We start from the raw sequence: 20327 nt of genomic DNA, 5'->3' as shown, positions 1-20327 counted from the left end.
GCTGTATAAATTAACTTATACAAAGTGATTAAAGTGGATTTTTATGTCACTTTTTCCTTTGTTAAGAATCATTTCAAACCAAGCATCAAGATTATGAAATACGACGTTTCGGAACGGTACAATTGTGTAGTGATTACTTTTAAAGGAAATTTAATGGGCGGCCCCGATGCCGAAGAATTCAGGGAAAAACTTCACGAGTTTATTGAGCAGGACAAGAAGGAGATTATTGTAGATTTGGGGAAAGTGAAATTTATTAACTCATCCGGTCTTGGGATTCTTATTGCCGGTCTTACGACCATGAAGAATGCGGGTGGTGAGTTGGTTATTTGTCAGGCAGATAAGAAAATCGAGAGTTTGTTGATGGTAACCCAGCTGATTAAAGTGTTTAATCACTTCCGTACACTTGATGAGGCAGCCGAGTACTTCCATGAAAAAGGAAAAGGCGAAGAAGAATAGAGCTCAATAAAAAAATCCCGCACTAATTGAATAATGCGGGATTTTAGTTTTTATACAGCTCTTTTTAATAACGATACTGATCGGACTTATAAGGTCCTTTGATAGGAACACCGATGTATTCGGCTTGCTCTTCCGTCAGTGTTTCAAGTTCCACTCCAATTTTAGATAAGTGTAATCGGGCAACTTTCTCATCCAGTGATTTTGGAAGTACGTGTACACCCACTTCAAATTCTTCCGGACGATTCCAGAGGGCAATCTGCGCCAGTGTTTGGTTGGTGAAGCTGTTACTCATCACAAATGATGGGTGACCGGTTGCATTCCCAAGGTTCATCAAGCGACCTTGCGACAAGAGAATAACCTGTCGGCCGGTTTCTTTTAGGGTAAACACATCTACCTGAGGTTTGATGTTTTCTTCCTCAGCGTTCTTTTTCAGCCAGGCAACATCAATCTCATTATCAAAGTGGCCGATGTTTCCTACAATGGCTTTGTCTTTCATCTTCAGGAAGTGGCGGTCTTTAATGATGTCTTTATTGCCGGTGGCGGTAACAAAAATATCACCTTCTTCTACGGCATTATCCATCTTCTTCACTTCAAAGCCATCCATTGCAGCCTGCAGGGCACAAATAGGATCGATCTCGGTTACAATTACCCGGGCTCCGGCGCCTTGAAGAGATGCAGCCGTTCCCTTTCCAACATCTCCATAACCAGCAACAACAGCTACTTTTCCGGCCATCATTACATCGGTGGCACGGCGAATGGCGTCAGCGGCTGATTCACGGCATCCATATTTATTATCAAATTTAGACTTGGTTACCGAGTCGTTAACGTTAATCGCGGGAAGAGAAAGGGTGCCTTTGCGCTCACGCTCAATCAGGCGAAGCACACCGGTCGTAGTTTCTTCAGAAATTCCGTTGATTCCGTCCACCAGTTCCGGATATTTATCCAGAACCATGTTAGTGAGGTCGCCACCATCATCTAAGATCATATTTAATGGCTGACCGTCCGGGAAAAACAAAGTTTGTTCGATGCACCAGTCAAATTCTTCTTCGGTCATTCCTTTCCAGGCATAAACCGGGATACCTGCTTCTGCAATAGCAGCTGCGGCATGGTCTTGTGTTGAATAAATATTACAGGAAGACCAGGTTACATCTGCACCAAGCTCAACCAGTGTTTCGATGAGCACTGCAGTTTGGATAGTCATATGAAGACATCCGGCAATACGGGCACCTTTCAAAGGTTGTTCATCTTTGTACTGCTCCCGAAGTGCCATCAGTCCCGGCATTTCAGCTTCAGCAAGTTTAATCTCCTGACGGCCATAATGGGCCTGAGAAATATCTTTTACTTTATAGGCTAGTTTTTCTTCTTCTTTAACTTGTGGCATGTTATTTATGATGTTTTATTCTGTTCTATAATTTCTTTTGTGTCCTGATAGTCATTGCCTGTTAATCCAAGCTCTGCTTTAATTAAATATCCCTGAGGGTCTAAAAATACTTTAAATGGAATTCCAAGGGTTATGACCTCGTCCCCGACGTTATTAATATCGAGTACATACCTGAAATCGTATTCATTATTATCTCTAAAATTTTGGACATCTTCACGGGTATCGGAATCATTCAAATTTACAGCTACTACAACAAAGTCATCAGGATATTCATTCTGAAGGGAGTCCATAGCAGGGAAAACCTGAAGGCAGGGACCGCACCATGTTTCCCAAAAATCAACCAGTACTACTTTTCCCTTCAAGTCTTCGACAGTTAACTTATTGCCTTCAAGGTCCTGAAAACTGGCGTTCCAAATGGCTTGATCAATTTTTTGATTTGCTTCAGATAAATCACGAGGATTCTGACGAGTAGAATCAGTGCAGGAAATAATCGTCAAAAGTACAATGAGCAAGAAAGGTAGAAAGTTAATTTTCATTCGTATTAATTATTTTTTTTGATAACAGCTAAAGATACGATTTAGTTTTCACAAAGATGAAATTTGTGGTGCTGGTGATTTTTAGATCAAGAATACCTCGTTTAATATGAGTTATGTGTTTTTTTAGGAGAAAAAAAGAGACGGGTTTTGTCTTGTTTCTTTAAAATAAATTAATAATAATGATCAAATGTATTTGAGTCGTCCTAAATGAGGCGGAGTAAAGTAAAACCAATAACTAAAAGAGAACACTATGCGAAATAGCTACTATATAAAATTCCTGGCTGTTCTTTCTGTGATGTTTATAAGTTCACAGATCGCGATAGCCCAGTATATTGTGTCCGGTACAGTAACAGATGCTGCTACCGGGGAAACATTGGTCGGAGTAACCATTTTTAATGCTGCTACCAATACAGGAACGTCCACCAATATAGATGGTGAGTTTTCCCTTGAATTGCCAGCCGGCGATGCAAGTTTACGCTTTTCATCCATTGGATATGTAACACGGAACATTGATGTATCTGGTTCTGATGGAGAAGAAGTAACCCTGGATGTTGAGTTGAGATCCGATGTTGCGAACCTTGAAGAATTGGTTGTAACCGGACTTGCTTCTTCTGTGAAGCGGGCAAACTTAGCAAACTCAGTGGCTTCTGTAAGTGCTGACGATATTGCAGGCCGGGCGCAACCGGAATCAATTGATAATGCATTACAAGGTAAGATACCGGGTGTGCAAATTACCTCTTACAGTGGTGCTCCGGGTGGAGGATTTAATGTCCAGCTTCGGGGTGTAACTACTTTAGGTGCTGGAGGTTCTCAACCCCTGTATATCATTGATGGTGTGTATGTCAATAATGAATTACTGACGACCGGACGATCAGCAGTAAGTGGTGCTGGTGGAAATTCTCAGGATGATACCGCTAATCGTCTTGCTGATATTAACCCTGACGAAATTGAAAGCATAGAAGTACTGAAAGGAGCTTCTGCTGCTGCCATTTACGGTGCACGAGCTAACGCAGGTGTGATCATCATCAATACCAAGCAGGGTAAAGCGGGAGATACCCAGGTATCTTTCAAGCAAGAGTTAGGGTTCAATAACGCCCTAAATCTTCTTGGACGTACAGACTGGGATGAAGAGCGTTTGACTTTATTTTATCAACCAAATGGTCAAGATGCTAATAATAATGGCATTGATGACGGACTTGAAAAAAGGCAGCTTGAAATTCAAAGATTTAATGATGCCCAAGCCGCTGGCAATATAAAAGATCTTGAGAAAGAGGTGTACGGAAATACCGGATTGATTAACAACACTCAGATCAGCGTATCTGGCGGAAATGAGAAGACCCGTTTCTATGTATCCGGTGGTTTAGATGTGGAAGATGGTATTATTAAAAATACCGGATTCGAACGTAACTCTATACGCGCGAATATTGATCATTCTATTACTCAAAGAATCAGAGTGTCAAGTAATTCAAACTACATCAATACCGATAGTGATCGCGGGTTTACAGGAAACCAGAATGATACCGGTGGATCTATTGGGTATTCTTTGTCAGCACATCCTAACTATGCTTATAACTTAATTAAGCAAAATCCGGATGGGACCTATCCTGATACTCCTTATTTCGGTGAGAATCCGCTGCGACTCATTGATGTTGCGACCAACAATCAGGAAATCAATCGATTCCTGCAGTCGGTGGTGTTAGAAGCTGATTTATTTCAGAACGAAACGTCTTTAGCCAGCCTGAAGATTGATGGTGGTTTGGATTATACAAATGCCAATTCAATCATTTACTTCCCCGAGTTTATGCAGTATCAACGTACTGGAACTGATTTTCCAGGAGATGTAATTCATACTACCCAGGAGGTAGTCAATACCAACCTGCAGGCTGTATTGCTCTATAATAAAACACTTGGAACGGACTTTGGGAACTTTGACCTGACTTCTCAAGCCGGTGTTTCCAGATATGACCAGAATATTTCTCTGGACCGTATCCGAGGACAAGGCCTACTCCCGGGTCAAACCAATGTTGGAAATGCAGCCCAGGTAACAGCTACCCAAAACTTTACAGAAGTAACAGATTTTGGTGTTTTCCTTCAGGAAGAAATCAACTATGCTGACCGCTTGATTGCTACTGTTGGTGGCCGATGGGATCAATCGACACTGAATCTTGATGAAAGTGAGTTTTACTTTTATCCAAAAGCATCACTGGCAGCCAACCTGTCCAACTTTGATTTCTGGACTGTAGATCAGGTTAATCAGCTGAAATTGCGAGTAGCTTATGGAGAGACCGGTGGATTGCCGAACTTCGGAGCTATATTCTCAAGTTTAGGAGGAACAAATATTGGTGAGTTCGGTGGAGCAGTAGCACCCGGTACCGATGTTGATCCCGATCTGCAGCCAGAACGAGCAAAAGAGCTCGAATATGGTTTTGATCTCGGATTGTTTGATGGTCGTGTTTCCCTTGAATTCACCCATTATAATAAAACCATCGAAGATTTGATTTTACCTTTGGTGCCCTCACCTTCAACAGGAGTGAATCAGATTGCAACGAATGCCGCAGAGATGGAAAATATTGGTACTGAAATCGGGTTATCGCTGATTCCGGTTCAAAATCAGAATTTCACCTGGAATTCTGGAATATTGTGGTGGACGAATGAGACAGAATTAACCGACCTTATTATTCCAGCTCAAGCTAATACTTTTTATGCTTCTCCTGCTTTTGGAGCAACCAGATTGGAAGAAGGGGTTTCCCCAACCGGTATTTATGGTTTTGTTCCCGGACAGGCAGAGCGTGAGATCGTGGGTGATCTTCAACCAGACTTCCAGATGTCGTTCTCGAATGATTTCTCATTCTTTAAGAACTTCAGGGCCAGCTTCTTGCTGCACTGGAGTAAAGGTGCAGAAGGAATTAACCTTTCTCAGTTGTTAACCGATGGTGCAGGAAATACCGCTGATTATTTTGACAGCGAAAATAACATTGTACAGCGTGAAGGAGGTACACTTTCCTATACTAAAGATGCCTCTTATGTGAAATTAAGAGAAGCTTCCATTTATTATACCGTTCCTAGTGAATTTTTAGAAAGGACGGTTGGCAATTCGTTGAGTAATATCAGAGTAGGTGTTTCTGGCACTAACCTGCTGATGTTTACGGACTATAATGGATATGACCCGGAAGTAAATGCTACCGGCCGAAGTGCATTATCCCAACGAGTGGATATTACGCCCTATCCGACGTCAAGAAAAATATTATTCAGCATAAAAGTTGACCTATAATCCTTTAAAGAAATTATTATGAAACAACTAATAAGAACTACATTTATACTGACGGGATTGATTTTTATGTCAATTTCCTGTGATTTGTTAGAAGTGGATAAAGTACTCGACCCAAACAGTCCAAGTACCACGGGCGTGCTCGATAACGCCAGTCCGGGTGAACTTCAGGATCTGGTTTCAGGTCTTGAGTCAGTACACCGAAACTATAATAACGCTAATTCTGATTGGTGGGCCTTAACGGGTACATTAAGCAGAGAGCTTTTTTATATAAATACTTCAGATCCAACATTTGCTATTGATTGGTTGCAATTACCAGCAAGAAGTCTTGATGCAGAAGAAAATCCAGCTTTTTTTGTAGACGCAAGCGGATATGAAGCGCCTTACGGAGCTATCCGGCAGGCTAACCTGTTGATAGAATCTATCGAAAACACCAATACGGTTACTGAAGCTCAGAAAAACGGATACTTAGGCTTTGCCAATACAATCAAAGCGTATCAATTTCAGTTTCCCTTGATGCACCAGTATCAAAAAGGAATCAGAGTTGATGTTTCATTCTCAGAACCACTGAATCCGGGAGGATTCTTGGGGTACGATCAGGCTCTTGCTGAAATCCGGACCATACTAGGCGAAGGAGCTACTCAGCTTGGTAATGCGGGCAATAGTTTCACTTTTGTATTAAGTGATGGATTTGATGGTTTCGATACACCGGCGGCTATGCTTGAGGTCAATCGTGCGATTGCTGCGCGATTTGCTTTATATGCAGACGATTGGCAGGGAGCTCTTGATGCCCTTGATGATTCATTTATGGATCTGAATGCGGCATCTGAGGCCGACTTAATGGTGGGTCCTGCTCATGTCTTTGGAGGTGGTAATGATATATTTAACCCCTATTATTATATACCTAATGCGAGTGAAGAAGAGTTGGTGGTGCCCAATCCCATACACATCAATGAGGCTGACGCTGGAGATCTAAGAATCGACCGAATGTTCGAACTTAGAGACAGTGCAGCAGTTACAGCCCCGGGAATAAGTGGGTTATCTTCTGCTTATCAAATAGGTAAATATGCATCTTCGACAGCCGATATACCTTTTATACGTAATGAAGAGCTTATTCTGATTTATGCGGAGGCAAATGTACAGCTTGGTGGAGCAACTAATTTGGCTAATGCGGTTACGGCCATCAATACCATCCGTGGTATCTGGGGTGTTGGTCCTTATACAGGTACAGTAGACCAAGCTTCACTTATTGATGAAGTGCTCAAGCAGAGAAGATACTCTCTGTGGGGTGAAGGTCACCGATGGGTAGATATGCGCCGCTATGATCGTTTAGATCAAATAGACACCTCTATTGGAGGTGGGCGTGTTCCAACCGAAATCGGCCGTCCTCAAGCTGAAATAGACTGGGATGATTTCTCAAGCGAAAATAGCTAAATAGATCATTTATCGATCGTAAGAGCCCTCAAAAATTTGGGGGCTCTTTTTTTATGTATAAACTTTATCTTAGCCAACATGATGTACGATTTTACTATTGTTGGAGCCGGAATTGTAGGGCTCTCCACGGCTTATAAATTATCCCTTAAATATCCTGAAGCACATATTCTTGTATTGGAAAAAGAGAATAGAGTAGCAGCACACCAAACAGGTAAAAATTCTGGAGTTATTCATTCGGGGATTTATTACAAACCTGGAAGTTATAAAGCCAAAAACTGTGTGGATGGTCGCCATCAACTGGTAGATTTTTGTAAAAAATATGATGTAGCTATAGATGTCTGCGGAAAGGTGATCGTAGCCACACAAGAAAGTGAAGTCCCAAAGCTCAAAGAGATATATGAACGCGGTCTTCAAAATGAAATCGAGGGGATTGAACTCATAGATGCTGCGCGGCTGAAAGAACTCGAGCCTCATGTGAATGGAGTGGCAGCCATCCATGTACCCTGTGCTGGTATTGTGGATTATGCCGGAATGTGTCGCAAGCTTATGGTGCTACTTGAGGAGCGAAATGGAAAAGTCCGGTTTAATAGCGCTGTTTCCAATATTTCCAACAAAGGTGACAAAGTGGAAGTGGAAGCCGGTGGGGAAAAAGTAAGTACCCGTTTTCTGATCAATTGCGCAGGCCTTTATTCTGATCATGTGGCAAAGTTTGCTGGAGTTCATTCTCCGGTTAAGATTGTTCCTTTTAAAGGCGAATACTATGAGCTTAAACCAGAGGCTGAGTATTTGGTTAATAATCTGATTTATCCGCTTCCAAATCCTGAGTTTCCATTTCTTGGGGTTCACTTTACCCGCATGGCTCTGGGAGGAATTGAATGTGGCCCAAATGCCGTGTTTGCTTTCAAGAGGGAGGGGTATAAAAAACTTTCATTCAACCTGAAGGAAACCACCGAAACCTTCAACTTTCCGGGGTTTTGGAAAATGGCAAAAGAGCACTGGCGGATGGGGCTTGATGAATATAAACGTTCTTTTTCCAAGAAAGCTTTTGTTAAAGGGTTGCAAAAACTAATACCCGAAGTGCGTGAAGAATATTTAGAAGTATCCCCAGCAGGAATCAGGGCTATGGCACTTCAGCCTAATGGAGAAATACTGGATGACTTCTATTTCGAAGTTGCAGACCGTCAGATCCATGTGCTAAACGCTCCAAGTCCGGCCGCAACGGCCGGGTTGGCCATCGGTGATGAAATCGTAAAGCGGGTAGAAGATAATTTCGCAGTAAGGGAATTAGCCTGACAATTGCTTTAGTTTGATATCATACTAATTATGATTAATATTTCGATAGTTATCTAAATATCTAAATGAATACATTATTCAAAGCGCTTAATGATGCTACCCGGAGAGAAATTCTGGATATGCTGAAAGAAAAAGACCTTTCGGCTGGAGAGATTGCGGAGGCTTTTGACATTTCAAGACCCAGTATTTCTCATCACCTTGAATTGCTTAAGCAAGCCGGATTGGTAGATACCGAGCGCAGGGGACAATTCATTTATTATTCACTTAACACCACCGGACTTGAAGATGCCACACAGTGGCTGTTCAAACTCATGAATAACAAATAATCAACGCCATGAATATCACTAACATATTAAAGAAAGAATGGCCTGTTATCTTATTACTATTGGCGCCATTCGCAGTGTCTCTTTTACTTTCAGATCAGGTTCCCGACACGGTCCCAACGCACTTTAATCTTCAGGGCGAAGCAGATGATTACGGACCGAAATGGGTAATTCTTTATATGCTGCCTGCTATTGGTATTCTGCTTTATGCTGCGCTCCTGCTTCTACCCCGGATAGACCCAAAGAAAAGAATTGAAGAGGCGCAAAAGCCGATCGCTGCTATTCGTCTGATCACCTCACTTTTTATGGTGGGTTTATACGCAATGATGATACTGGTGGTAACCGGTTCGGATGTCAGTATCAATTCCTATGTATTCATAGCAGTGGGCCTTTTCTTTGTTGGATTGGGGAATTACATGAATACAGTGAAGCCTAATTATTTTATTGGTATCCGTACACCCTGGACGCTTGAAAATCCAACGGTTTGGAAAAAGACTCATCGTTTGGGTAGTAAAATCTGGATGGTAGGAGGAGTTCTCATTATTATTTCAGACCTGATTTTTTCCGAGTCGCTAAATGCCGTCGTATTTGGAGTAACGGTTGGTTTTATGGTGATTGTACCACTGCTTTATTCCTATTTCGAGTTTAAAAAAATAGAATCAACCGGAGAGAATGCATGAATAAATTAGTCATATTCATAGTAGGTGTAGTATTTGGTATTTACGAAGCCCAAGCCCAAGCCCAAGCCCAAGCCCAACAGAATATTGCCGGTGCATGGAAAGGTGCGATCAATATTCAGGGGCAGAAATTGGGTGTGATCTTCAATATTGATGGAGAGCCTGGTCAATTTTCAGGGACGCTGGATATTCCAATGCAGGGAGCTATAGACCTGCCATTAACGCGGGCAGAGCAGAAGGCAGACTCTGTTTTTCTAACTTTTTTTACCGGTCAGGGAGAGGGAAAGTTTGTTGGCACTTTTAGCTCCAATAGTCTGATTACCGGAAACTATTCTCAGGGACCTGCTTCTTTCCCGTTTGAAATCGAGAAGCAGTATTCTTCCGGTGAACCAGAACCCGGACAGGGAGAAGATTTAATCATTCAGGGCAATGGAGTAGAGATTGGGGGTACACTGGTTTATCCCGATGGAGCAACAGAAGTACCTTTGGTTATTTTGATTTCAGGAAGCAGTGCACAGAATCGGGATTCAAATATTTTTGAGTTTAAAATTTTTGCTGAGATAGCTGAGCACCTCGAAAAGCAGGAAATCGCAAGCTTTCGTTATGACGATAGGCAGGTAGGCGAATCAACAGGTAATTTTATGAATACTACCCTTGATATGCTGGCCGGGGATGTAGAAGCAATTATCGATCACCTGACAAAAATGGAAAACCGGGGTTTTAGCGAGGTTATCCTGCTGGGGCATAGTCAGGGTGGTGTGGTTGCCGGAAAAGCCGCTTCTGAAAATAACCGTGTTGATCAGGTTATTTTAATGGCTTCAACTGGAGTTCCGCTGAAAGATATTCTTCGTTTTCAGGTGAAGAAGGGTTTTGGAGTGGGTATACATGACGATAAAGATGTCGAAAAAGAAATAGCGCTGCGGGAAGACATGATGGCGGCAATAAGGGATGGTAAAGGATTAGAGGAAGCAAAGAAGGCCTATCGAAAGCAGTACACGTTTATGCTGAAGAATCTGCCTGAAGAGCAGAAAAAAGGTATACCCGATATTGAATCCTTTGTCGAAAAACAGGTGCAGCAACTTGTTGAGTATTACAGGACTCCACAGTTGCAGTCGCTGTTATTTTATGATCCGGCTGAAGATTTAGCAGAGTTGAAGGTTCCGGTTTTGGTGCTTTTTGGGGAAAAGGATACTCAGGTAACGGAAGAAATCAATCGGTCTCCAATTACCAATGCTCTGGATAAAGCAGGGGTCGAATATGAAGTAAAAGTACTTCCTGATGCCAATCACTTATTTCAAAAAGCAAATACAGGACAGGCTTCAGAATATCCCATGTTGGACAAAAATTTTGTGAATAGTTTCCTGGAAACGATCTCTAGTTGGGTTAAAAAAAAGTAGGCGGATTTTATCTAGTTTTGTATTGAAATTCATTGAAATTAACCTCAAACTTCTGCCTCAACAGAATAGGAGTTTTTTTGATACAACGAGATTTACTTACCCGCCAATTATATGCCCAGGATGCCTCCATGTATGAGGAATTTCCTGAAGGTGTTTCTTTTCCAAAATCTGGAGATGACATCCAGCAGTTGGTGAAAAAAGCGAATGAGCATAAATTTACCATCACGGCCCGAAGCGCAGGAACGAGTCTTGCAGGGCAAACAACCGGTGGCGGGGTGATAATGGATGTCTCCCGTTATATGGATCAAATCCTTCACCTTGATGCAGAAAATAAAAAAGCTCATGTCCAGCCAGGAGTAATAAGAGATACGCTGAATCGGGAAGCGGCGAAACATCAATTACTCTTTGGTCCCGATACAGCAACTACAAATCGCTGTATGACTGGCGGTATGATTGGCAACAATTCATCAGGTTCGTTTTCAATTAAATATAAAACCACACGTGAACACACCCTTGAGATTGAGGCTGTTTTGAGTGATGGATCTAAGGCAGTGTTTAAACCTCTATCTGCTCAAGAACTGGAAAAGAGAAAGAAGCAGGATAGCCTGGAAGGGTATATTTATCGTTCCATGCTTAAGCTTATTGAGCAAAATCGAGAGCTGATTCAAAATAGCTACCCCCATCCTGATATAATCCGGAGAAATACAGGTTACGCACTGGATAAACTGTGCGAAATGCAGCCCTTTAATCCTGAAGGCAGAAAATTCAATCTCTGCGAACTGCTTTGTGGTAGCGAGGGAACTTTAGCAATGACGGTTTCGGCAAAGCTGAACCTGAGTTCTTTAGATAAGCATAAGCTTGTTGTCGTTCCTCAGTTTGAAACCATTGAAGAAGCCATGCGGGCTGCTGTCGAGATTGTTAGCTTCGATCCTGCAGCTGTTGAGCTGGTTGACTACATTATTCTAAATGCGACCAAAGGAAATATAGAGCAGAGAAAGAATCGCTTTTTTCTTGATGGTGAACCGAAGTATATCCTGATTACACAATTTGAAGGGAATGACCTGGAAGAACTTCAAAAAAGAGCAGAGAATTTGTCAGCTAAGCTGAAGGAGAAGTCTTTGGGATATGCTTACCCGATTATAAAAGAAGCGGATAAGATGAAAAGAGTTTGGGATCTCAGAAAAGCCGGACTTGGTCTGCTGATGGGATTAGGTTCGGACGGTCGTTCCCCATCTTTTTGTGAAGATACTGCCGTTCGGGTTCAGGATTTACCGGAATATGTAAATGAGTTCCGGGCTATTTTAAACAAGCATAACACCAAGTGTGTGTTTTATGCCCATGCCTCAGTAGGGGAATTACATCTTCGCCCGCAAATTGATATTACTACCGATACCGGTCTGAATACCATGAAGACTATGGCCGGTGAGATTGCAGATTTGGTCAAGAAGTACAACGGATCTTTGTCGGGAGAGCACGGTGATGGACGTGTACGTGCTCCGTATATTGAGAAGATCTTAGGAAAAGAAATGCTTCCTGTACTTCAGCAGGTTAAAGAGATTTGGGATCCGGGATATATTTTTAATCCTGGTAAAATTGTAAAGCCAAAACCCATTGATCAGGATCTTAGATTTTCACCCTCTTATAAAAAACCAAAGCCTGATACTGTTTTAGCATGGCGAAAAGAAGGTGATTTTGGCAGTTCTATGGAGTTGTGCAATGGAGCAGGAGTGTGCAGAAAGCTTGCGGAAAGTGGTGGCACCATGTGCCCGTCATACATGGCTACCAAAAACGAAAAAGATTCCACTCGTGGGAGAGCAAATGTATTCAGACAGGTGTTTGCGGGTGAGAATCCTAAAGGATACGAATCGGAAGAGCTAAAGGAAGCCCTCGATTTATGCCTTAGTTGTAAAGCCTGCAAAAGTGAATGCCCGGCAAATGTGGATATGGCTAAAATGAAGACCGAGTTCATGAATGGATGGCATCAAAAAAACGGCTCAACCCTTAAAGAGCGATTTTTTTCAGACGCGGCTAAGGTCTTCCCATTGGCTTCTCTTACTCCAAAAATTTCAAATAAAGTTGCTGATTCTGCAGTAGGTAAAAAAGTACTGGAAAATATATTTGGGATTGACTCACGTCGGGACCTTCCCAAATTTGCAGACCAAACATTCAGGAGCTGGTTTAAAAAGCATAGCCGGAATGGTGCTGTTAAGAGTGAAGAGAAAGTAGTGTTATTTGCAGATGTATTTACAAACTACAACGATCCCGATATCGGAAAAGCAGCAGTAGCGGTTTTAGAAAGTATGGGATATGAAGTGCTTGTTCCAAATACGATGGAGACAGGGCGACCACAACTTTCTAAGGGTTTTCTTGATGAAGCTCAGGCAATATGTTGGAAAGTCCTGAAAGAGTTTAAAGAGTATGTGGAAGCAGGGGTTCCGGTAGTGGGGCTAGAGCCATCAGAAATTTTGACGGTAAGGGATGAGTTTCTGGAGCTTTGCACTGACGAACAATTACCCATTGCCGAAAAACTAGCCGAACAATCGTTTCTGTTTGAAGAGTTTGTAGCTAATAATAAGTCCAGGCTATCTTCTAAAGATCAAGATAAAACGGTGACCCTGCACGGTCATTGCCATGCCAAAGCATTAGTTGGTAATGATCCTACTGTCGAAGCTTTAACTGCGGCAGGCTATAAAGTTGAAGTTCTGGAAACAGGATGTTGTGGTATGGCCGGAAGTTTTGGTTATGAGAAAGAGCATTATGAAGTTTCTCAGGACATTGGGCAATTAGTACTTTTTCCTGCATTAAAAGAAAGAGAAAACCCGTTGGTTTGTGCGCCGGGATTTTCATGCCGTCACCAAATTAAGGATGGGGTAAATATTAAATCTTTCCATCCGGCGGAACTTATCTATCGTAGCCTTTCTTAAAAGAAGAAGTAAAGTGTTTGTTCTGTAGGCTAATTAATAATTTAGCTTAGGCAAACTAATTGTTTGATATTAAACGAATTTTTAACACTTTACTCTTCATTTAAAACAAAAAAGGTGCTTATGAATCGATTTATACTATTCTTCATGCTAGTCTTTTGTACTTCAGGAACGGTCATTCTTGCTCAGGTAGATTATGCAGGACAGATTCAGCCCATTTTTAACGCCAATTGCACCAGCTGCCATGGTGGACAGAGTGGGGTTACTTTAACTAGCTATTCAACTACTATGAACAGTGTGGGTGATCTATATGGGACAGAAATTGTTGTTCCGGGAGAACCAAATAATAGTCCATTGGTGGACAAAGTTGAACCCAATCCATCATTTGGTACCAGAATGCCTCAAGGCGGGCCATTTCTTTCAACGAATGAAATTGATTTAATAAGGCAATGGATTTCTGAAGGAGCGAATGAGGTGCCAACTTCGAATGAGATAGTTACTGAATTACCAGAGGGATTTAAATTAAAAGGAAACTATCCGAATCCGTTTAATCCAAGTACAAATATCGCGTTTGAAGTTCCTCAGGCCGTCTCCTATCAGTTAAAGATTTATACTGCACATGGCGCTTTGGTTGAGGAAGTAGCTGGAAATGCAGCACCCGGTGAGACTTCTGTTCAGGTTAGTTTCAATAATCAACCATCAGGAATCTACTTTTATCAACTGGTAGCAATAACCGGAGAGCAAAGATACTTGTTAGGTTCTAAGAAAATGACGCTGGTAAAATAGGTTTTAGTCGAAAAGTGTCAGGTTTGAGGTGTTAGAATATGGTATGGACTAACACCTAATTTCTGAACGTATTCTTTTCGATGAGCTCTCTCGCGCTGTTAAGGGCCGATTCTGAAATCTGTGAGCCGCTCATCAGGCTGGCTATTTCGTGGATATGCTCTTCGTCGGTAAGCGGAATGATTTTCGTTACCGTCCGCTCCCCGTCTTCCGCTTTTGCAACTTTGTAGTGTTTGTGAGCCTGACTTGCTATCTGTGGCTGATGGGTAATGGCAATGATCTGGCAATGTTCAGAAAGCTTGCGCATTGATGTTCCTACTTTTTCTGATATCTCTCCACTAATTCCCGTGTCAATTTCGTCAAAAATCATAACCGGCAGGCTTTGTTCTTTAGCCAGAATGGATTTCAAAGCCAGCATAACCCGACTGATTTCTCCACCTGAAGCAATCTTGGCTAATGGCTTTGGTTCCTCCCCTTTATTGGTAGAGATAAACATCCGAACATCATCACAACCGGTTTCGGTACAATCGATTTGTTTACCTTCTACCTCAATCCATCCCTTGTCAGATAACAGCCAGTCAACGCGAACATCTAATTTTGAATGGGGTATTCCCACTTTAGCAAGTTCCTGCTGAATTTGAACAGCAAGTTGCTCTCCAATTTTGAGTCTGGTTTCATGAAGCAAAATGGCTTTTTCCTTAAGGTTTTTAGCCTGCATCTGAATTTGATTTTCAAGTTTTTCAATTTCCAGATCAAAGTTATCAGCTATGGAAAGCTCACGCTGAATTTCATGCAGGTAGCTAATGAGTTCAGGTAAATCCCGCTGGTATTTTTTCTGAAGCCGGTTGAGTTCCGATTGCCGCTGGCGAAGTTCTTCCAGCCGTTTTGGGTTGAATTCAATGCTGTTGCGATATCGCTCAGCGAAAGCAATGGCTTCATTCACGCTTACCCTTGCGGCGTTAATTTCCTTAAGATAATTTTCGAATTCTGGTTCAATACGTGCAAGGTCTTCCAGGTTTAGCTTCAAAAAGTTCAAAAGCTGAATTATATTACCATCATCCGAATCAGCCATCTCGGAAATAGCGGCAGCTTTTTGATCAAGCACTTCCGCATTGTCAAGGAGATTCATCTCCGATTCCAGCTGTTCCAGATCAATTTCACCAAGCCGGGCTTCTTCCAGTTCCTGTATCTGAAAGCGGTAGAGTTCTGTCTTTTCCTGAAGTTCGTTCTCTCTCTTTTGTAGTGCGCGTAACTCTTTCTGAAGCTCAGTCATCTTGCGATGTTCAGTTTTATATTCCACCAAAATAGGTTCTACTTCCCCAAACCCATCAATTACGCCCAGATGATTTTCTTCTTTCAGCAGGAGCTGATGATCATGCTGTCCGTGCAAATCGACCAGCAAATCTCCGGCTGCTTTTAAAACGCTGATATTGACGGGAGTATCATTGATAAAAGCACGGCTTCCGGTGTCACGAATTTCTCGCCTGAGGATTAAGTATTCACTGAACTCTACTTCATTTTCTTCAAGCAATTGCTTTAAGTCCGTATCAGCTCCAACACGAATGGTGGCCTCAGAAATGGCTTTGTCTTTACCCTGCCGAATAACATCAGTGTCAGCGCGTTCACCCAAAATCATATTCAGCGCCCCAATGATAATCGACTTCCCGGCACCTGTTTGTCCGGTCAAAATATTAAGCCCCTCCTCGAAATCGACTTCTAGTTCATCGATAAGAGCAAAATCTTTTATGTATAGTGATTTAATCATATGGAATTCAAAATTTAAAATTCAAAATGAAAAATTATTGAAGCTTTTGTCTCATCGTTTTGACGATTGCGGACAAGATACTGATTAATTCAAAAGAGGCATCAAGATAAGCATCGACATTAAGATTAGTTAGTTCACTTTCTCTTAATAACCTTAGCCAATAATGAGTTTCGCGAGCTTCTTTTAAAGAAATAGATAATTTTGATAAAAAATCCTTTTTTGACTGCCCGGCAATAGCTTCTTCTACATTAGCTCCAATACTGGTTCCGGATCTGATTAATTGTTTAGATATAATATACTCTCGTTCAGCCTGTAATTTCCGGAATAACTCGATAATTTTTAATGAGAACTGAAAGCTCTTAGTCTGAATTACATTCTCTTTTACGGTACTCATATTCTTAATTTTAAATTTTTCATTTTGAATTACTAAGTAAGAGCAGGTAAAAACCAATTCCTTACAAAAAAGCTGACGGGGGTTAAAACAAAGGCTGATTCTCCGTACCTTTAAGTTATGGAAAAGAAAGCAGGCAAAGACCGACAGAGTACAATATATGAACACACCGTTCCGGATGGGCAACATACCGATATCCGGTTGGACAAATACATCACATCTTTTGTGGAAAATGCATCCCGCACGAAAGTGCAGGAAGCCATCAAGGATGGATATGTGGAAGTGAACGGAAGCAAGGAAAAACCCTCCTATATTATGCAGCCTGGTGATGAGATTTTTATTGAGTTGCCTAAACCACCACCACCGGAAGCAAAGCCTGAGAAGCTGGATCTTAATATCATTTATGAAGATGATGACATCATTATCGTCAACAAAGAAGCAGGAATGGTTGTGCATCCAGCCTATGGAAATTGGTCGGGTACCATGGTTAATGGATTGATGTATCACGTGGATGAACTGGCCGGTGATGAAGAAGACGAAAACCTTCGTCCGGGTATCGTTCACCGATTGGATAAAGATACCAGCGGATTACTAGTTGTTGCAAAGAACGACGAAACACTAGCCAAACTCAGCGGCTTATTTCAGGAGAAGGATGTGGAACGAACCTATTGGGCCATTGTCTGGGGAACACCGGAAGAGGAGGGTACGATAGAAGGAGACATAGGGCGTTCCAAAAGAGACCGAAAACTAATGACGGTTAAACCTGATGGACAAGGTAAATCAGCAGTAACCCACTATAAAGTACTCGAATATTTTGACTATCTGAGCCTTGTTGAAGTAAAGCTCGAAACAGGGCGCACCCACCAAATCAGGGTTCATTTTGCACATAAAGGTCATCATGTATTTGGAGACCCGACCTATGGCGGAACTTCGGTTCGTTATGGCCCCAACACCGGCTCAAGAAAATCCATGTTTCATAATTTAATAACTGGATTGGACCGGCAGGCACTTCACGCAAAAACGTTAGGTTTTGAACATCCTGTAACTGGTGAAATGGTTCGGTTTGATTCGGAGTTACCTAAAGACTTTCAGCATGTACTCACCATGTTAAGAGAAAATTGCAAGCAGGAATACTAAACCTGTATCACTTCTGAAACAAAGCCCGATTTTTATTATATCTTGAGATATGGGATTACTAGTTTTTTATTTATTACTCGCTATAGGCGTATCTTTTCTGTGCTCTATTTTGGAAGCCGTACTCCTTTCTATTACCCCTTCATTTGTTGCGGTACTAGAGAGGCAGGGATCTAAAAGCGGAAAGATACTTCGGGATTTAAAGCAAGATATTGACCGCCCGCTTTCAGCAATTCTAAGCCTGAATACCATCGCACATACCGTTGGAGCAGCAGGAGTGGGTGCGCAGGCTCAGGTAGTATTTGGTAATACATATGTGAGTATAACGTCAGCCGTTCTCACGTTGCTCATTTTAGTTTTTTCTGAAATTATCCCAAAAACACTGGGTGCAACCTATTGGAAGTCATTATCAGGTTTTGCCGCCCGGACCACTAATATTCTTATCTACCTGACCTATCCGTTGGTTTTGCTGTCTCAGGTGATCACTAAAATACTTTCAAGTGAAGAAAAACAACCAACGGTAAGCCGGGAAGAGTTTAGTGCGATGGCCGAACTTGGGTTTGAGGAAGGTGTGTTTGAAGAAGGAGAGTCAAACATCTTTAAGAACCTGATACGATTTCGTTCGCTTCGGGTCAAAGATATAATGACACCAAGAATTGTAGTTGTGAAGTTTCAGGAAGACCAAACCATCAATGAAATATTAGAGAATAAAGATGAGTTACGTGTTTCCCGGATGCCGGTTTTTGGAGAAGGAGATGAAGATATAACAGGATATGTACTCAAAAATGACTTGTACTATAACCTTTCAGAAGACAATGGCGATAAAAAGCTGAAGGAAATAAAGCGGGAGGTATTAATTGTTCCTGAAACCATTTCTCTTAAAACTCTATTCGAACGGCTTCTTGAAAAGCAGGAACATATTGCGGTAGTGGTTGATGAATATGGGGGGCTCTCAGGTGTTGTAACTATGGAAGATGTGGTTGAAACACTGCTTGGTATGGAAATCGTTGACGAAATTGACGCCATCGAAGACATGCAAAAACTGGCACGCCAGAAGTGGAGAGAGCGTGCCAAACGCCTTGGTATTGTTCTGCCTGAAAAGCTTAAAAAAGAAAACGAACAAGCCTAAAATAGTTTTTTATGAATTCGCTGAGCCGTTTCGATGAGCTGTTCATTTTTAATCACGAGGTTTAGAATACGTTTTTCCTTACTAAACGAAATGAGGTCAAGAGGGATATTGTCCAGAGTTTCAAATATCTGATTAGTAAGTTTTTTAGCCGAATTCACCGAACATCCAATCAAAGTAAGTAAGCCTTTATCTCTTTCAAGGGTTACACTTCCGACTTCAATGAACTCCTTGGAGAGCTGATCCAGCAGTTCGGAATCAGAGAGCGCTATTGTTACGGAAGCTTCGGTTGTATTCACTGCGTCAACAGCAAGCCGGTGTCTTTCCAGAACCGTAAATACTTTAGTTAAAAATGAGTATCCCATTACCGTTTCGTATGCACTGATGGTAAGTGTAGCCATGTTTTGTTTAAACGACATAGCCAGTACATCCAGATCATGAGTTGATTCCCGGATGATTTTGGTTCCGGGTTCTTCGGGCTTAAACATATTCTTCACAAAAACGGGGATATTTCGCTCTTGTGCAGGTTTAAGGGTGGAAGGGTGAAGGACTTTAGCTCCGAAATAAGCCATTTCAGTAGCATCAAAATAACTCATTTCCTTCAATGGCTTTGCCTCTGGTATAAACCGTGGATCGCTGGTGTAAACACCGCTTACATCCGTCCATATTTCAATGGTTTTTGCATTTACAGCTCCGCCTATCAAGCTGGCTGTATAATCAGATCCTTCAAAGCCAAGGGTTGTGATGGTCTTTTGTGGAGATTCCCCGTAAAAACCACCGATTATGGGTGTGAATCCGCTTTCGAGAACCGTCTCCAGCGAACCGCAGCGCTGATTAATTTGCAGGATATTTGGGTTTGCTTTCCCATATTCTGCATCTGTTTTAATGATCTTACGAGCCTCGATGTGTTGAGTCATCATGTCAAGGGCCAGCCCGCACTGGGCTAATAAGTAGGAAGAAATTTGTTCACCAATACTGGCAATGGCGTCTTTCATTTGGGGAGAAAGAGTTCCCTGGCGCTCCGTGTAAGTCAGTAGTTTATTCAGCTTGCTGATTTTAGCTTCCGTATTCCGGGCACAGCTGTCTTTGATTAATTTATTTTTTTTATGCGGATTTTCTTCGAGAAAATCGGCTACAATTTTGTTGTGCCGGTCTTTAATGCTTTCGGATATTTCATGGGCCTGTTTCAATTTACCCTGTGCGGCGAGCTGTCCGGCTTCTACTAACTGGCGGGTAGTTCTAGCTGTAGCAGAGACAATCACTACCGGGTATTCATAATTTTTGATGATCTCTAATACCTGTTTCCAGGTTTGATGATCGGCCATTGAGGTGCCGCCAAACTTAAGTACGTTAATCTCCATAAAAAGGCTTCTTAAAAATGAGTGTGGAAAATAAGAGGATTCTTAGCCTATTCCATGCTGAATCCTGAATTAAGTTCCACA

Annotated in this window: 16 protein-coding genes; 11 read left to right on the top strand and 5 right to left on the bottom strand. The window is 41.9% G+C overall.

What is annotated here, in order from left to right:
• Window positions 1-93: 93 nt before the first annotated feature.
• A complete protein-coding gene (locus RIB15_RS10685; protein ID WP_350202142.1) occupies window positions 94-456 on the top strand; it encodes an STAS domain-containing protein in 363 nt (120 codons plus the stop codon).
• Window positions 457-520: 64 nt separating this feature from the next.
• On the opposite strand, the gene ahcY is transcribed toward RIB15_RS10685, so the two are convergent.
• Both ahcY and RIB15_RS10675 read right to left on the bottom strand, forming a co-directional pair.
• On the bottom strand, window positions 521-1837 hold the full coding sequence (gene ahcY / locus RIB15_RS10680; protein ID WP_350202141.1) for an adenosylhomocysteinase: 1317 nt from the start codon (window positions 1835-1837) through the stop codon (window positions 521-523).
• 5 nt (window positions 1838-1842) lie between these two features.
• The gene (locus RIB15_RS10675; RefSeq protein ID WP_350202140.1) at window positions 1843-2373 is read right to left on the bottom strand and encodes a TlpA family protein disulfide reductase; all 531 of its coding nucleotides are present in this window, start codon (window positions 2371-2373) and stop codon (window positions 1843-1845) included.
• A gap of 250 nt (window positions 2374-2623) precedes the next feature.
• Between RIB15_RS10675 and RIB15_RS10670 the strand changes: the two genes are divergently transcribed.
• The 8 genes from RIB15_RS10670 (at window position 2624) to RIB15_RS10635 (ending at window position 14472) form a co-directional block, all read left to right on the top strand.
• The gene (locus RIB15_RS10670) at window positions 2624-5644 is read left to right on the top strand and encodes a SusC/RagA family TonB-linked outer membrane protein (protein ID WP_350202139.1); all 3021 of its coding nucleotides are present in this window, start codon (window positions 2624-2626) and stop codon (window positions 5642-5644) included.
• Between the two features lie 18 nt (window positions 5645-5662).
• On the top strand, window positions 5663-7075 hold the full coding sequence (locus tag RIB15_RS10665) for a RagB/SusD family nutrient uptake outer membrane protein (RefSeq protein WP_350202138.1): 1413 nt from the start codon (window positions 5663-5665) through the stop codon (window positions 7073-7075).
• 81 nt (window positions 7076-7156) lie between these two features.
• A complete protein-coding gene (lhgD, locus tag RIB15_RS10660; protein ID WP_350202275.1) occupies window positions 7157-8368 on the top strand; it encodes an L-2-hydroxyglutarate dehydrogenase in 1212 nt (403 codons plus the stop codon).
• A gap of 65 nt (window positions 8369-8433) precedes the next feature.
• On the top strand, window positions 8434-8694 hold the full coding sequence (locus RIB15_RS10655; protein ID WP_350202137.1) for an autorepressor SdpR family transcription factor: 261 nt from the start codon (window positions 8434-8436) through the stop codon (window positions 8692-8694).
• Window positions 8695-8702: 8 nt separating this feature from the next.
• Window positions 8703-9371 carry an SdpI family protein gene (locus tag RIB15_RS10650; RefSeq protein ID WP_350202136.1) on the top strand — a complete coding sequence of 223 codons (669 nt, stop codon included), beginning with the start codon at window positions 8703-8705 and terminating at the stop codon, window positions 9369-9371.
• Window positions 9368-10765 (top strand): alpha/beta hydrolase family protein, encoded by a 1398-nt coding sequence (locus RIB15_RS10645; RefSeq protein WP_350202135.1) that lies wholly within the window; start codon window positions 9368-9370, stop codon window positions 10763-10765. The genes RIB15_RS10650 and RIB15_RS10645 overlap by 4 nt, the downstream gene beginning before the upstream one ends.
• Before the next feature lie 77 nt (window positions 10766-10842).
• On the top strand, window positions 10843-13689 hold the full coding sequence (locus RIB15_RS10640; protein WP_350202134.1) for an FAD-binding and (Fe-S)-binding domain-containing protein: 2847 nt from the start codon (window positions 10843-10845) through the stop codon (window positions 13687-13689).
• 120 nt (window positions 13690-13809) lie between these two features.
• On the top strand, window positions 13810-14472 hold the full coding sequence (locus tag RIB15_RS10635; RefSeq protein ID WP_350202133.1) for a T9SS type A sorting domain-containing protein: 663 nt from the start codon (window positions 13810-13812) through the stop codon (window positions 14470-14472).
• A gap of 55 nt (window positions 14473-14527) precedes the next feature.
• On the opposite strand, the gene recN is transcribed toward RIB15_RS10635, so the two are convergent.
• Window positions 14528-16234, bottom strand: coding sequence for a DNA repair protein RecN (recN, locus tag RIB15_RS10630; protein ID WP_350202132.1), 1707 nt, complete (start codon window positions 16232-16234; stop codon window positions 14528-14530).
• Window positions 16235-16268: 34 nt separating this feature from the next.
• Window positions 16269-16628: a four helix bundle protein gene (locus RIB15_RS10625; protein ID WP_350202131.1), complete on the bottom strand. Its 360-nt coding sequence runs from the start codon at window positions 16626-16628 to the stop codon at window positions 16269-16271.
• A 117-nt stretch (window positions 16629-16745) separates the two neighbouring features.
• Between RIB15_RS10625 and RIB15_RS10620 the strand changes: the two genes are divergently transcribed.
• A complete protein-coding gene (locus RIB15_RS10620; RefSeq protein WP_350202130.1) occupies window positions 16746-17762 on the top strand; it encodes an RluA family pseudouridine synthase in 1017 nt (338 codons plus the stop codon).
• A gap of 49 nt (window positions 17763-17811) precedes the next feature.
• Window positions 17812-18888, top strand: coding sequence for a CNNM domain-containing protein (locus RIB15_RS10615; RefSeq protein ID WP_350202129.1), 1077 nt, complete (start codon window positions 17812-17814; stop codon window positions 18886-18888).
• Here RIB15_RS10615 and RIB15_RS10610 read toward each other — a convergent pair.
• Window positions 18885-20246, bottom strand: coding sequence for an aspartate kinase (locus RIB15_RS10610; RefSeq protein WP_350202128.1), 1362 nt, complete (start codon window positions 20244-20246; stop codon window positions 18885-18887). The two genes, RIB15_RS10615 and RIB15_RS10610, sit on opposite strands and share 4 nt — an antisense overlap.
• Between the last annotated feature and the right edge of the window lie 81 nt (window positions 20247-20327).

The sequence above is a fragment of the Gracilimonas sp. genome (assembly GCF_040218225.1).
Lineage (GTDB): Bacteria > Bacteroidota > Rhodothermia > Balneolales > Balneolaceae > Gracilimonas.
Note: the sequence above shows the minus strand (reverse complement) of the source record. Positions and strands in the feature narration are given on the sequence as shown.